The sequence below is a fragment of the Colwellia aquaemaris genome, assembly GCF_057548755.1.
The window spans coordinates 276916-291273 of record NZ_BAAJLV010000002.1; the positions used below are offsets into that span (position 1 = coordinate 276916).

Below are 14358 nucleotides of genomic sequence, written 5' to 3' on the forward strand. Positions count from 1 at the left end.
TCCTTTATAGCTCAAAGTTGACATTAATTTTTTCAACTTTTGCGACATCAATAATATCAACATTACCACTAATACTGCGCTCTAATCGAGCTGCGGTTTTATTGGCACCATATTTTTGCGCAAAATCAATTATATCATCACCATTACACATCACCTTCAAGGCTACTGTTTTATCTTTTAAATTATAAGATTTTGCTGTTTTATGATACTTCATGACACTGTTAGTTAATGTAGATTTACAAACATCAATCAGTGCCGATTCAACATATTTGTCCATAGCATGGCTGCTAAAGCTTAATGTGGCTAATGTTGTAACAATTGCCGCTGTTGTTAGTGATTTAACTTTATTCATAGTGCTCTCCGTAATTAACATTATTGCTTGTCGTTGTTCATAGTAATAGTGACTTAAATTGGCAAAAAAGTTGTAATAGGGAGGTGAGTGAATGTAAAAAATTAATTGATAAAACTAAATTTAATACTAATTTCAATCTTTTGTTTTTATTGGTTTTTTGTTTTTATTCTGTGGCTTTTATTTTGCTTTTATGACATTAATTTTTACATCTAGTGACATTCCGAGATAGTTTTTTTCGTTGCTAGGCAATATATCGCACGATAATTGACATGAAAATTGTGCAGCATCAAGCAAGGTTTTATTCTTTTCTGGTATTTTTATTAAATAAAGGTATGATACTGTGTATATGAACAGTGTTTTTTGATGAGATTTCATAAACGTTTCATCCAGATTATTTTGCCGTATGATTTTTGTGCGGTATGATGATGTTAGAGTATTAATATAGTGAGATAAGGGATAACAATGGCAGTTGAAAGTCGATTTGTCGTCATAAGACAAGGTGTGGAGGTAGAAACATTTATGGATAAGAAAGCCGCAGATGAATACGATAAAATGCTTGATATGGCAGATAACTTATCTGAAATGTTTGAACAAGCTCCAGTTGAACTGTCTGAAGATATTCGCGAAGAACTGAGTGTGTATTTAGCGCAAAATCGTGAAAATGTGCTAATTGCATTACAAGCGAAAAAAGTTAAAGCGCAAACTAATAAAGCGGCGACTAAAGATAAAGATGCAAAAACATCAGAAGCAAGTTCTGATACCACCGCTGAAGTTGAAGCAAAGGTAGAGTCTAAGCCAAAGGCTACAGCTGCAAAAGCGACAGCAAAAAAAGCACCAGCTCAAAGTAAAACTGCGGCATAGTGAGAAGTTCACTTTCTAGGCCTTGATGCAGTTGCTCAATAAAAAGTATCAGTTATATCTTGGTAATATTGTTTGAAATATCAATTAATTCGTAGTGCCAGACGTAAAACGATAGCGCTGCAAGTGAAAAATGCTGAAGTCATTATTCGAGCACCTGAATTTGTAAAAACCTCTTATATTGATGATTTGGTTCGTGGCAAATCCTTATGGATCAGAGAAAAAGTTAGCCAGCAAAGGCAGGATATAAATAACTCATTGCAAGCACACGCTAGTTATTTTGATGGCAGCAAATCAATTAATATTGACGGTTTACCACATAAAGTATTAATTTGTTTTGGTAAACAACAGGTCATTCATAACACTGTAGATAAGCTGATTTATGTGTATATTCCGGAAAAATATCAGCATTACCCCTTAACTTCGGATCTTATTACTGCAAAGGCCAAGTGCCTAATTGAAAAGTGGTTTAACGCTGAAGTCACTGAATATTTACGAAGTAGGCTCGCTACCTTATCGATTAAAACCTCGCTGTATCCTAGCTCAAACAAAGTGCGAAAGTATAAGTCACGCTGGGGAAGTTGTAATAGCCGTGGAGAATTAAGCTTTAATTCTTTGCTAAAAATGCTGCCGCTTTGGGTTGTTGACTATGTTATTGTGCATGAGTTATGTCATCTTAAGTATATGAATCATTCGACAAAATTTTGGCAGTTGGTTGAAAAATATGAACCAAACTTTCGACAGGCTAAAAAATGGCTGAGAGAAAATCAACACGCATTGATTTGGGATTAATCACAAACGCCCAGACAATATAAGCTTTAATGGCTATATAGTGGCCTATATCATCCCTCTAAAACGAGCTTGAAAATTTCTTGGTATGAAATCTGCTTGTTCAATAAACAACGAGCTGTCGATCAATAATTTAAAATAAAGATCGAATATAAAACTCGATTGGAATTTTAAATTGATGTTAATGAGGGGAGTTTTAGAATGAAATTAGGCAAATACAGTTGGAAAGCAATGGCAATATATTTATTATCTGCAATCATGTCTATCGCATTTTTTAATTTTTTAGTTAGCATATAGATGACTTGTGTTTTTATTGGTCTAATGTGCAATAAATAACTATTGACTTCATCCTTGATAAATTTGACGTTTTCACTGTAAATAACCGCAAACATGTCGTAAAAAGTAGCGCAAGCGATAAAAATTAAGATATAAAATGTGACACTCATACTAGCTATTGAGTGAAAAAGTCGAAAAAAACGTCAAATTTTTTGATATTAGTAATTAACAGTAGCGTTAAATTGAGGTAAATTAGGCGTTAATAAAAAAAATAATAAAGGATTAGCATCAAATGAGTACTAATGTTCTTATTTGTGATGACTCTAACTTAGCTAGAAAGCAAGTTTTAAGAAGCCTCCCAGAAAATTTATCAGTTAACGCACAACTTGCTAAAAATGGAGAAGAAGCATTGTCCATTTTACGCAATCAAGATATTGACGTGCTATTTCTTGATTTAACTATGCCTGTCATTGATGGCCTTGGTGTTTTACAAGCCATGCAAGATGAAAACATTGAGCTACCTGTGTTCGTTATTTCGGCTGATATACAACCTGAAATGCAGTCGCGAGTGCTTGATTTAGGCGCGAAAGCATTTTTACGTAAACCAGTTCAGCTTGATACTTTAAATGAAAACTTGCAGTTGCACGGGTTCTTATGAGTGCGTTTGACCTATCAGAAGATCAGCAAGATTGTTTGCAAGAGCTTATTAATGTTGCAATGGGACAAGCGAGTGATCAGCTTGCTCGTTATTTAGATACTTTTGTTTATTTAAAAGTACCCAGTATTGAACAAGTAAAGTCTGAGCATTTATTTGAAACTCTCAATCAAGACTTAAAAGCGACGGCTGTTGTTAGCCAAGGTTTTTTTGGATATGAAGGCATACGTGGTGAAGCATTATTAATGTATCAACCGCAAGATTCTCACCGATTGGCTGATTTACTTGGCTATGAAGCTGATGAATTGAGTTTTGATGAACAAATTATTGATTTAAGTTCTATCCTAACAACGACATTTCTAAATGTTTTTGCTAGCCAAATTGAAAATCAAATGTCTTACAGCGCGCCGCGATTACTGTCTGTAAATCATGGCACAGTGTCTGAGCACTTAAACCAGCAGTCTTTTAACTGGGATCTTGCTTTAAAAGTACGTATTAGTTATCAAGTAACTGACTACTCTTTTAATTGCGATATGGTATTGCTAATTCCTGAAGAAGCCATAAACAATATCAAAGCGGTCATCGACCGAATATTGGAAGATTTCTAGCCATGTTAGATGAACTGTGTATTAACATCTCGAATCGACTAAATACAGGTATTTTAATTCTAGATGTCGATTACAACATTGTAATGTGGAATCGTTTTCTACAAGTGCATGCTAATAAAGATGATGATGATGTTGTCGGAAAAAGTATTTTTACTGTTTTTCCAGAATTACCACGGAAATGGTTTGAACGTAAGGTTGCTAGCGTAGTGCAACTAAAAACTCAGTCATTTTGTGGTTGGGAACAACGACATCATTTATTTGAATTGTCGCATTCTCGTCCTATAACAACTGATAGCCATTATATGGCGCAAAATTGTACTTTTCTGCCAGTAGAAATTGAAGGTGATGTAGAACGTGTTTGTATTTTAATTGAAGACGTTACTGACGTTTGTCATTATCAAACGCAGTTAAACAAAGCTTTAGAAGAGCTTGCGTTGTCTAACCGAATTGATGGCTTAACCCAAACTTTCAATCGTAAGCACTGGGAAGAATGTCTTGCCAAAGAGTTTTCTCGTGCTCGTCGATATCAACACGATCTCGCTTTAGTCATGTTAGACCTTGATCATTTTAAATTGCTTAATGATACTTTTGGCCACCAAGGTGGTGATATGGTTTTAATTGAAACAGCGAAAGCCGTTGATAAGTTATTGCGAATGGGCGATCTTTTTGGCCGATATGGCGGCGAAGAATTTGCGGTTATATTGCCTAATACAGATTTACAAGGTGCAGAAGAGGTTGCAGAGCGTATTCGCCAAGCTATAGCAACAAATGCCATCAATTACCAAGACCGAAGAATTAGTGTTACCGCTAGTATCGGTGTCGCGGTAATTGATGAACAAGATAGCCGATATGAAGATCTTATTAGTAATGCTGACTTGGCGCTTTATGAGGCAAAGGCTTCTGGACGCAATCGAGTTTGTTTGGCCAAAGAAACTGTTGAAATTTGAATAAAATTAAATAATATTCATTACTCCTAACTTTTATACATATATTAGTTTATTTTATTCACAAAAAGATATTGACTCTAATTTCTAGTTCAGGCACTTTATAAGTATGAATATATCACTTCGCCAAATTATTATTACCACCACTATCACCCTCATTGGGGTGGTGGTCATCGGCTGACGTGTAAAATTTACTATTTTCTCAAGCCCGTGACCTAATAAGGTTACGGGCTTTTTTCGTTTTATAAGGAGTAAAAATGCGTGTATTAAAGTTTGGTGGTAGTTCACTAGCATCAGCGCAGCGTTTTATTGACGTCGCCGATATCATCAAAAATAAAAGTCAAACGTCAAAATTAGCTGTTGTTGTTTCGGCACCACAAGGGGTAACTAATCACTTAGTTGCTATGGCGGAAAATATTTCTGATGAAGATAAACTAAAAAGTGATTTACAGCATTTTAAACACGCAATTGAAAATATAATTAACGATTTATCAGCTCGGTTGCCAAAGTTTTGCCATCAGCATAGTGAACAAACGCTAGCGAATTGGGAGCATCAATTAAGTCGTTATTTGCACGGTGCAAATTTATTATCTTTTTGTCCTGAGCATGTTCGTGCTCGTATTATTAGTATTGGTGAGCGCTTAAGCGTTGCTTTATTGCAATCAGTTCTGACTGTTGATGATATTGAAGTCACGGTGCTTGAGCCGGAAAAATTCTTGCACACTAATGATGTTGCCCTTAATGCTGTTGCTGACTTGGTATTGTGCAAAGAAAAATATCAGCAAAGTTATGCAGAGCTTAAAGATATTGCGCTAATGCCTGGCTTTATTGGTGTTGATAGCAAAGGAGACGTGACAACATTGGGGCGAAATGGCTCTGATTATTCTGCTGCTGTGCTGGCTGTTTGTAGTGCCGCAGAATATTGTGAAATATGGACCGATGTTGATGGTGTATATAATGCCGACCCAAGGTTAATTAAAGAGGCAAAATTATTAGATTATCTTTCTTATCAAGAGGCTATGGAGCTTTCTTATTTTGGTGCTAGCGTTTTACATCCAAAAACTATTGGCCCAATTGCACAGCACCATATTCCTTGTTTAATTAAAAATACGGGTAACCCTGACGCGCCAGGTACGTTAATTGCGAATGAAGATGATCAGAAAAAACAAGTGAAAGCGATTTCAAATCTTGATGATTTAACTATGGTTAATGTTTCAGGCCCAGGAATGAAAGGCATGGTAGGTATGGCGAGTCGAGTATTCGCAACCATGAGCCGTGAAAATATTTCTTTAGTATTAATCAGCCAATCGTCGAGCGAATACTGTATTAGTTTTTGTATTTACTCAGTTGACGCCCATCGAGCTCAGCAAAGTTTACAAAGTGAATTTGAGCTTGAATTACTGAATGGTTTGTTAGAGCCACTAAGCTTAACTAATGATTTATCTATTGTTTCATTAGTAGGGGATGGCATGCATCACCAACAAGGTGTTGCCGCTAAGTTCTTTGCCTCACTTGCTCAAGCACGTGTTAATGTGGTGGCTATCGCACAAGACTCATCCGAGCGCAGTATATCAGTGGTTATAGAAAGCCGTAAATGTACTGATGCGATGAAGATCAGCCATCAGAACTTTTTTTCTCATAAGCAAAGCATTGACGTATTTCTGGTGGGTTGTGGTGTTGTGGGCAGTGAGTTATTGGCACAAATAGCAAGACAACAAGCAAAATTGAAAGCTGAGAATATTGCTTTAAAAGTTTATGGACTCGCTAATAGTAAAGGTATGATTTTTAATGCCAACGGCATAGATGCCAGTGATTGGCAACCTAGTTTTGAGCAGCAAGCAGTAGAAGTTACTGTTGATAATATTAAAGACTTTGTTCGTGAAAACCACTTGATCAACCCAGTATTAGTTGACTGTACTTCAAATGAAAAGCTGGCGTTAAATTATGTTGAATATTTAGAAGCCGGTTTTAATGTGGTAACACCAAATAAAAAGGCCAATACTGACTCTTGGCAATATTACCAAGCATTACGCGTAGCTGCGCAAAAAACTAATCGCCGCTTTTTATATGAAACTACCGTTGGCGCTGGCTTACCGGTTATTGATACCTTACAAAATTTACTAAAAGCGGGTGATGAATTACAACGATTTGAAGGAGTTTTATCAGGTTCTTTATCTTATATTTTTGGCAAGTTAGATGAAGGCATGACATTATCGCAAGCGACGGCCTTAGCAAAAGAGCAAGGTTTTACAGAGCCAGATCCGCGTGATGATTTAAGTGGTATGGACGTTGCGCGTAAGCTTTTAATTATGGCTCGAGAAGCGGGTATGGAGTTAGAGTTAAGTGACATTAAGGTCGATTCAGTACTGTCAGATGATTTTGACGCTAGTGGTGATATTGCCGACTTTATGACAAATTTAACACAATTAGACCAAGGTTTTAGTGAACGTATTAGTGCAGCTAACGCCGAAGGAAAAGTATTGCGCTATATCGGCAAGATTATTAATGGTCAATGCCAGGTCACGATAGAAGCTGTCGGGCAAGACCATCCTCTATTTAGTATTAAAGATGGTGAAAATGCCCTAGCGATACATAGCCGATATTACCAACCATTACCTTTTGTGTTGCGTGGTTACGGTGCTGGTGCTGCGGTAACTGCCGCTGGTGTATTTGGCGACTTATTAAGAACTTTAGCATGGGAGCAACAACACTGATGAGTGTTTCGGTATTTGCACCAGCATCAATTGGCAATGTCAATGTTGGCTTTGATGTTTTAGGGCTAGCAGTAAAGCCAGTTGATGGTACATTGTTAGGCGATATTGTGACTGTTACTCATAGTAATGGTGATGATGAATTAGAAGTGGTTGGGAATTTTGCTAAGAAATTACCAGGTGACGTTAAAGACAATATTGTGTGGCAGTGTTTGTTATTATTTAACCAGCAACTGTTAGAACATAAGCAAGATATTGCAAAAGTAAAATTAACGTTAGAAAAACGCATGCCAGTTGGTAGTGGATTAGGTTCAAGTGCCTGCTCTGTCGTCGCTGCCTTAGCTGGGCTCAATGCTTTTTATGAAAAGTACCATGAGTTTAGCTTTGCGGACAAACCCTTGCTAAAAATGATGGGGCAAATGGAAGCACAAATTAGTGGTAGTTTGCATTACGACAACGTCGCGCCGTGCTTTTTGGGGGGCATGCAGTTAATGGTGCAAGATCGAGAAGTTATTGCCCACAAGCTTCCGTCATTTGATGATTGTTATTACGTAATGGCCTATCCTGGTATTGAAGTCTCTACGAAAGCGGCTCGTGATATTTTACCAACTGACTATTCTCGTGCTGATCTTATTAGTTTTGGACAAAACCTAGCAACCTTTGTTGATGCCTGTCATCGCCAAGATAAAAAACAAGCCTATTCAGTTTTAACCGATGTGGTTGCTGAGCCTTATCGACAATCAATTTTACCAGGTTACGTTGATGCGATCGCTTACCTAAAAGAGCAAGGTTGCTTAGCCGCTGGAATTTCTGGCTCAGGGCCAACACTTTTTTGTGTTACTGATGATAAAAGTAAAGCGGAGCAGTTTGCTCAATGGTTAAGCGAAAATTATTTACAAACCTTAGCCAGTGGTGAAAGTGAAGGTTTTGTTCATGTTTGCCAACCAGACAATCAAGGTGCTGTTAGCCTGAACTAACAGCATGGTTATTTCTGACTAAAAATCAGAAAGTAGCATTTTATAGGAATTTAAGTGTGAAATTTTATAATTTAAAAGAAAACGATGAACAAGCCAGTTTTGCTGGCGCCGTAAAGCAGGGTTTAGGCCGTAATCAAGGATTATTTTTCCCAGAAAGTATCCCAAGTTTTGACAATATTGAAGAACTGCTTGCACTGCCACTGGTTGAACGCAGTGTAAAAGTACTTTACCCGTTTGTTAGCGACGATCTTTCAGAGCAACAATTAACAGAAATTGTTACTGACGCTTTTAACTTTCCAGCGCAAATTCAACCGATCAGTGAAGATCGCGCGATACTGGAATTGTTTCATGGGCCAACATTAGCCTTTAAGGATTTTGGTGCTCGCTTTATGGCTAAATGTTTACGAGCCTTTAGCCAAGGTAAAAAAATTACCATTTTAACGGCAACTTCTGGAGATACTGGCGCTGCTGTTGCCCATGCTTTTCATAAAATTGAAAATATTGATGTGGTAATTTTATATCCGAAAGGAAAAATTAGTTTATTACAAGAGAAAATGTTTACTACGCTTGGCGGCAATATTAAAACTGTTGCGGTAGAAGGCACGTTTGATGATTGTCAGGCGCTAGTTAAACAGTCATTTGATGATCAAGAGCTGAAAGAAACTATCGGTTTAAACTCTGCTAACTCCATTAATATTAGCCGATTACTTGCGCAAATTTGCTACTACTTTGAAGCAGTTGCTCAGCTCTATCGTCAAAAAGGTCGTAATGCACTGAACGATATTGTGTTTTCAATACCAAGCGGCAACTTTGGTAACTTAACGGCCGGACTTTTCGCTAAAGCGCTTGGTTTACCTATTAAACGTTTTATTGCCGCGACTAATGCCAATGATACTGTGCCACGTTACCTGCAAACGGGTGAATGGTCACCAAATGACACTGTGGCGACTATTTCAAATGCCATGGATGTTAGTAACCCAAATAATTGGCCGCGGGTTGAGCACATGCTAAAAGCGGGGATTGTAGATAAAGATTGTGTTAGTTCAGTATCTATTGATGAAGAGCAAACACAAATGACGATGATCCATTTAGCGAAATTAGGCTATATAAGTGAGCCACATGCTGCTGTAGCCTACAGAGCATTACAATATAATGCACTTGACTCAGAATTCGGGGTATTTTTAGGGACAGCACATCCTGCTAAATTTAAAGATATTGTTGAAAATACCCTTGGTCAGCCAATAGGTTTGCCAAAAGAGTTGGCTGACTGCGCCAGTGAAACCATTCTTTCAACCACGGCATCAACAGAGTTTTCAGAGTTAAGAGCATATTTGCTGAGTTAGTTACTTAGCTTATGTAAAACCGTATAATTATAAAAAGGCAGTTTTTACTGCCTTTTTATATTCAGGACGAATGGTATGCTACGATCATATGGATGTGAAATAGTGGCAATTTTCAGGACGAATGGTATGCCACGATCATATGGATGTGAAATAGTGGCAATTTTCAGGATGAACGCTATGTCATAGTGTCAGGGCAGTTGCTAGGCATCCTGCTTTCACGGCATTAATACATACTAGTATGTCGATGGCAAAGAATGATGAAGTTCAAATACCTATTGAGCGATGTAAAGAGCTATAAAATGAGAAAATTAAAACCACAATGGCAGGCAATGGTTGCTCAAGAGCAACAACAACCGTATTTCAAAAGTTTGTCGGCCAGTATTGCCGAGCAAAGAGCAGCTGGCGAGGTAATCTTTCCAATTGAAGAGGATGTGCTCAATGCGTTTTCTTGTGTTGATTTAACCGACGTTAAAGTGGTGATTTTGGGGCAAGACCCTTACCATGGAGTTGGCTCTGATGGACAGTCTCAGGCGCATGGTTTAGCTTTTTCTGTTCGCAAAGGCATTAAAGTGCCGCCTTCTTTGGTTAATATTTATAAAGAACTCACTCAAGATATCAGTGGTTTTATTACACCACAGCATGGCTATTTAATGGAATGGGCAGAGCAAGGTGTATTGCTACTTAATACAGTGTTAACTGTTAAACAAGGGCAAGCACATTCTCATGCCAAATTGGGCTGGGAAATCTTTACTGACAAAGTTATTACAGCGCTTAATGAACAAAATCCTGGTTGCGTATTTATACTATGGGGGAGTCATGCCCAGAAAAAAGGCAAAAATATTGATACTAAAAAACACTTAGTGTTAAACGGTCCGCATCCTTCGCCGTTATCTGCTTATCGTGGTTTTTTTGGTTGTAAACATTTTTCCAAAACAAACCAATGGCTTGTAGATAACAAACTTACAGCTATTCGTTGGCAGTTGCGTGATTAAAGTCACATTTTAGGAATGTTATTTCTTATTCTAGATATTTAGAAAAATTATTTTCACTTAATGCCTAAATTAACCTTTCATTAAGGAATATTTTTCATAAAACCTTCTAATGAGGATTAGTATTGCTTATTGCGTGACTTTTGTGGTTTTAAATTGCTATGAATGTGGTAAATGCTAGTATGTTTTTAATTTCGGTTACATACGAGAACATTTGTAATGTCTTTGGAAAATTATTTTTTACCGTTTCGAAAAAACGTTGTTGGACAAAATCTCACGCATAAAATTAATGGCAACACTTTAGATATTATTTACGCCGACTGGACTGCTAGTGGTCGCTTATATCAACCGATTGAGGATTACCTTACTAATGAATTAGGGCCTTATGTTGCTAATACCCATACTGAAACTAATTTAACTGGCAGTGCTATGACCAATGCTTATCATGATGCTCAGCATATTATTAAGCGCCATGTTAATGCTTGTGAAAATGACGTTTTGATCACCGCAGGTGCTGGTATGACAGCAGTTGTGAATAAATTTCAACGTATATTAGGCTTACGTATTCCTGAGCGTATGCAAGAGCAAGTTCAGTTCTCTGAAAACGACCGCCCAGTTGTTTTTATAACCCATATGGAGCATCACTCAAACCAAACATCTTGGTATGAATGCGACGTGACACTTGAAATTGTTGACCCTGATAGTGACGGTTTACCCTCGTTAGCACACCTTGAATTATTACTTGAAAAATACCAAAACCGCAAAGTTAAAATTGGTTCTTTTTCCGCTTGCTCAAATGTTACTGGAATAAAAACACCTTATTATCAACTTGCGGAAATAATGCATAACCAGGGTGGTTTGTGTTTTGTTGACTTTGCCGCGTCTGCCCCTTATGTCGATATCGATATGCATCCAAGCAACCCTAAGCAAACTTTGGATGCGATTTATTTTTCCCCACATAAATTTTTAGGTGGTCCGGGCAGCTCAGGCGTATTAGTTTTTAATAAAGCACTTTATAAAAATAAAGTGCCGGATCACCCTGGTGGCGGCACAGTTACCTGGACTAACCCGTGGGGGGAGCATAGCTTTTTCAATAATATTGAAATGCGTGAAGATGGCGGTACGCCGGGCTTTTTACAATGTATTAAAACGGCATTGGCGATTAAACTAAAAGATGCCATGGGTGTTGAAAATATTCAAAAACGTGAAGCAGAAATAACCCATTATGTTATGGAAAAGCTAGAAAAAAATGAACAGGTAGTGATGCTGGAATCAAATATTCGTGACCGCCTAGCCATCGTTTCATTTTATGTTCGCGGTGCTCATCATAACCTAATAGTGCGTTTACTTAATGATAAATTTGGTGTACAAACCCGAGGTGGTTGTTCATGTGCGGGTACCTATGGCCATATTTTGTTGAATGTTGATCAAGATACGTCGTCAAAAATTACTGAACAGATAGACTCAGGTGACTTTGCTGAGAAGCCCGGTTGGATTCGAGCGTCATTCCACCCAACCACATCTGATAAAGAAGTTGCTTTTGTTGTTGATGCGATTAATCAAGTAACAGAAAACTTAGCAGCTTGGAGCAAAGAGTACCGTTTTAACCCTGCAACGGGGGACTACGAGCATTATGGGCTTGAGGTTGAATTTCCGAGCTTAACGGGTTTTAATCCTTTACCTAGTACTGAAAGTTCGTCAAATATAGAGCAAGTTCAATCACCGTCATTTCTACGCAAAATTTTTGGTTAGATAAACTGCTTTTTTAAATTCTATTGGCTATACACGTGATAGCCAATAGAGTTGGCTAATAATTTTTTAATCAAAAACCACCATCATTTCAGCGGCTTCACAGTGGCAATCATTATGACAAATAGGGCATTCATAACCCGCTAAGCTAAGTTCACGCCAGCGATCAGGGTGCTCTTTTATTAATATACCGCCACATTTAGTAAAGTATTTCACAGCACTATTACCTGGGCTTTGCTTCCAAAGATGACTGACACCAGCGCGTGCCCCTTGCTTGCGGGCGGCTTCAATTGAACGTATTAACAACTCTCCACCAATACCATGACCACGATAGTCCGCATCAACAGTATTGCATTTAAAGTAACAAACCTGCTCAGCTGGCACTGGCCACAATGCTGGCGAACACCACTTATCAATTTGCCATTGTTCAACGGCGTAGGTAATACGAAAACCCACCAAATGTGTTTCGTGATAGACCACGAAACCACTATTAATATTATTTCTAATACCTTTTTCATACCAGCTCTGCATACTTTCTAGATCAAGGTATCCGTCGCCGTGTACTTGTGTCGCAAGTCGAATAACATTTTCAAAATCGCTTGGGGTTAATTGTTGGTAGTTTAGCCTGATGCTCATAAATTTAGATTTTCTATTGATGATTACAGCATTATACGGTTTTTTTTGAGATACTTTAAGCTGAGCTCTTTGCAAATTTAAGCAATCTATTTGACTAAAAACGGAAGTAACCATGTACGATCCTTTGCACGATTTATCTCCTGGTTGTAATGAACAATATCCAGACAGCTATTGGGCTAATGTTTCAGGGCCAGCACCAGAGCATGATGGCGCTATAACTCAGGACTTAGATGTTGATGTTGCAATTATTGGCGCTGGCTATACCGGCTTATCTTGTGCACTGCACTTGGCCCGTGAACACGGCATTAAAGCGCATGTATTAGAAGCGAATAAAACCGCATGGGGTTGTAGTGGTCGCAATGCTGGCTTTATTTTAAAGTCATCTGGGCGTAAGTCATACAGCCAAATGGCAAGTCAATGGGGCGAAGAGGTAATGCGCGGCATTTATCAAGAAATGGCTGCTGGCGTTGAAACGGTGAATAGTCTTATTGGGGAAGGAATTGATTGTGATAGGCAAAGCGCTGGATATATTAAAGTTGCCCATAAAGCCAATAAGTTAAAAGAGTTAATTGCACTGGCTAAATTACAACAAGAAATGTTTGGCTATGATGTTGAAGTACTGTCACAAAGTGAAGTACGTCAGCAATATATGGATGATCGCAATGCATATGGCGCAATACGTTATCAAGATGGTTTTGGTTTAAACCCATTAAAACTTGCTTGGGGTTATCACAAGCTGGCCCAACAAGCGGGCGCTAAAATTCACTGCGCCTCACCTGTTGAGAATTGGCAGCAACAAGGTAATAAACAAATTTTACAAACACCCAATGGTACAGTAACGGCGCAAAAAGTGGTTATTGCTACTAATGGTTATACGCCGAAAGGTTTTCATACATTAACCACAGATAGAACCTTGCCAGTACTGTCACAAATTATTGTCACAGAGCCATTAAGTGCAGAGCAATTAGCTGCCTGTAACTTTTTAACATCTAACGTGGTTATGGATACCAGAGCGTTAAAGTACTATTACCGCAAATTATCTGATAATAGAATACTATTTGGCGGCCGTGGCGCGATCACAGGTAGAAGTGCCGATGACCCTTATTATGCACAGCGTTTGCTTTCAGTGTTGAAAACCAGTTTTCCGGCGTTGAGAAATATTAATTATAGCTATGCGTGGTCGGGCTGGATATGTATGGCGTTAGATGATTTACCTCATATTTACCAGAATGATGAGCAATCGGTATTTTATAGTATGGGGTATTGTGGCAGTGGTGTGTCATTTTCGGTGCAGGCAGGGAAGCGCCTAGCAGAAAAAGTCGCCGAAAAACAAGTGCCAAATTTACCGTTATATAATAAAGCTTTGCCGAAATTTCCTTTTGCGCCATTGCGTCGAGTCGGGCAATGGGGGTATTTTCATTACGGCAAAATTAAAGATCAATGGTTCTAAATTTATTGCAGTTCCGGTAGA

General features: G+C 38.2%; 13 protein-coding genes. 11 read left to right on the top strand and 2 right to left on the bottom strand.

Annotation, left to right across the window (positions count from 1 at the left end; genetic code table 11):
* Window positions 1-4: 4 nt before the first annotated feature.
* Window positions 5-352 carry a DUF3718 domain-containing protein gene (locus AC27HL_RS07570; RefSeq protein ID WP_487080313.1) on the bottom strand — a complete coding sequence of 116 codons (348 nt, stop codon included), beginning with the start codon at window positions 350-352 and terminating at the stop codon, window positions 5-7.
* Between the two features lie 462 nt (window positions 353-814).
* On the opposite strand from AC27HL_RS07570, the gene AC27HL_RS07575 reads away from it, so the two are divergent.
* The 10 genes from AC27HL_RS07575 to AC27HL_RS07620 all read left to right on the top strand — a co-directional run bounded on the left by AC27HL_RS07575 (window position 815) and on the right by AC27HL_RS07620 (window position 12254).
* Window positions 815-1213, top strand: coding sequence for a YebG family protein (locus AC27HL_RS07575; RefSeq protein ID WP_487080315.1), 399 nt, complete (start codon window positions 815-817; stop codon window positions 1211-1213).
* Between the two features lie 72 nt (window positions 1214-1285).
* Window positions 1286-2002, top strand: coding sequence for a M48 family metallopeptidase (locus tag AC27HL_RS07580; protein WP_487080317.1), 717 nt, complete (start codon window positions 1286-1288; stop codon window positions 2000-2002).
* Between the two features lie 565 nt (window positions 2003-2567).
* The gene (locus AC27HL_RS07585; protein ID WP_487080319.1) at window positions 2568-2933 is read left to right on the top strand and encodes a response regulator; all 366 of its coding nucleotides are present in this window, start codon (window positions 2568-2570) and stop codon (window positions 2931-2933) included.
* A complete protein-coding gene (locus AC27HL_RS07590) occupies window positions 2930-3538 on the top strand; it encodes a chemotaxis protein (RefSeq protein WP_487080321.1) in 609 nt (202 codons plus the stop codon). The genes AC27HL_RS07585 and AC27HL_RS07590 overlap by 4 nt, the downstream gene beginning before the upstream one ends.
* A 2-nt stretch (window positions 3539-3540) precedes the next feature.
* Window positions 3541-4485 (top strand): GGDEF domain-containing protein, encoded by a 945-nt coding sequence (locus AC27HL_RS07595; protein ID WP_487080323.1) that lies wholly within the window; start codon window positions 3541-3543, stop codon window positions 4483-4485.
* Window positions 4486-4739: 254 nt separating this feature from the next.
* Window positions 4740-7196: a bifunctional aspartate kinase/homoserine dehydrogenase I gene (gene thrA, locus AC27HL_RS07600; RefSeq protein WP_487080325.1), complete on the top strand. Its 2457-nt coding sequence runs from the start codon at window positions 4740-4742 to the stop codon at window positions 7194-7196.
* Entirely contained in the window at window positions 7178-8170 is a 993-nt protein-coding gene (thrB, locus tag AC27HL_RS07605) for a homoserine kinase (protein ID WP_487080327.1), read from the top strand. The genes thrA and thrB overlap by 19 nt, the downstream gene beginning before the upstream one ends.
* 56 nt (window positions 8171-8226) lie before the next feature.
* Window positions 8227-9513: a threonine synthase gene (thrC, locus tag AC27HL_RS07610; RefSeq protein WP_487080329.1), complete on the top strand. Its 1287-nt coding sequence runs from the start codon at window positions 8227-8229 to the stop codon at window positions 9511-9513.
* 299 nt (window positions 9514-9812) lie between these two features.
* The gene (ung, locus tag AC27HL_RS07615) at window positions 9813-10505 is read left to right on the top strand and encodes a uracil-DNA glycosylase (protein WP_487080330.1); all 693 of its coding nucleotides are present in this window, start codon (window positions 9813-9815) and stop codon (window positions 10503-10505) included.
* 216 nt (window positions 10506-10721) lie between these two features.
* Entirely contained in the window at window positions 10722-12254 is a 1533-nt protein-coding gene (locus AC27HL_RS07620; protein WP_487080332.1) for an aminotransferase class V-fold PLP-dependent enzyme, read from the top strand.
* Between the two features lie 66 nt (window positions 12255-12320).
* Here the strand turns inward: AC27HL_RS07620 and AC27HL_RS07625 are convergent, their stop codons facing one another.
* Entirely contained in the window at window positions 12321-13001 is a 681-nt protein-coding gene (locus AC27HL_RS07625) for a GNAT family N-acetyltransferase (protein ID WP_487080334.1), read from the bottom strand.
* On the opposite strand from AC27HL_RS07625, the gene AC27HL_RS07630 reads away from it, so the two are divergent.
* On the top strand, window positions 13000-14337 hold the full coding sequence (locus tag AC27HL_RS07630; protein WP_487080335.1) for an NAD(P)/FAD-dependent oxidoreductase: 1338 nt from the start codon (window positions 13000-13002) through the stop codon (window positions 14335-14337). The two genes, AC27HL_RS07625 and AC27HL_RS07630, sit on opposite strands and share 2 nt — an antisense overlap.
* Window positions 14338-14358 lie beyond the last annotated feature (21 nt).

Excerpts from the sequence above, each read along its gene's own strand:
- AC27HL_RS07570 (WP_487080313.1), bottom strand. The coding sequence starts at position 352 with ATGAATAAAGTTAAATCACTAACAACAGCGGCAATTGTTACAACATTA.
- AC27HL_RS07575 (WP_487080315.1), top strand. The coding sequence starts at position 815 with ATGGCAGTTGAAAGTCGATTTGTCGTCATAAGACAAGGTGTGGAGGTA.
- AC27HL_RS07585 (WP_487080319.1), top strand. The coding sequence starts at position 2,568 with ATGAGTACTAATGTTCTTATTTGTGATGACTCTAACTTAGCTAGAAAG.
- AC27HL_RS07590 (WP_487080321.1), top strand. The coding sequence starts at position 2,930 with ATGAGTGCGTTTGACCTATCAGAAGATCAGCAAGATTGTTTGCAAGAG.
- AC27HL_RS07595 (WP_487080323.1), top strand. The coding sequence starts at position 3,541 with ATGTTAGATGAACTGTGTATTAACATCTCGAATCGACTAAATACAGGT.
- thrA (WP_487080325.1), top strand. The coding sequence starts at position 4,740 with ATGCGTGTATTAAAGTTTGGTGGTAGTTCACTAGCATCAGCGCAGCGT.
- thrB (WP_487080327.1), top strand. The coding sequence starts at position 7,178 with ATGGGAGCAACAACACTGATGAGTGTTTCGGTATTTGCACCAGCATCA.
- ung (WP_487080330.1), top strand. The coding sequence starts at position 9,813 with ATGAGAAAATTAAAACCACAATGGCAGGCAATGGTTGCTCAAGAGCAA.
- AC27HL_RS07620 (WP_487080332.1), top strand. The coding sequence starts at position 10,722 with ATGTCTTTGGAAAATTATTTTTTACCGTTTCGAAAAAACGTTGTTGGA.
- AC27HL_RS07630 (WP_487080335.1), top strand. The coding sequence starts at position 13,000 with ATGTACGATCCTTTGCACGATTTATCTCCTGGTTGTAATGAACAATAT.
- AC27HL_RS07625 (WP_487080334.1), bottom strand. The coding sequence starts at position 13,001 with ATGGTTACTTCCGTTTTTAGTCAAATAGATTGCTTAAATTTGCAAAGA.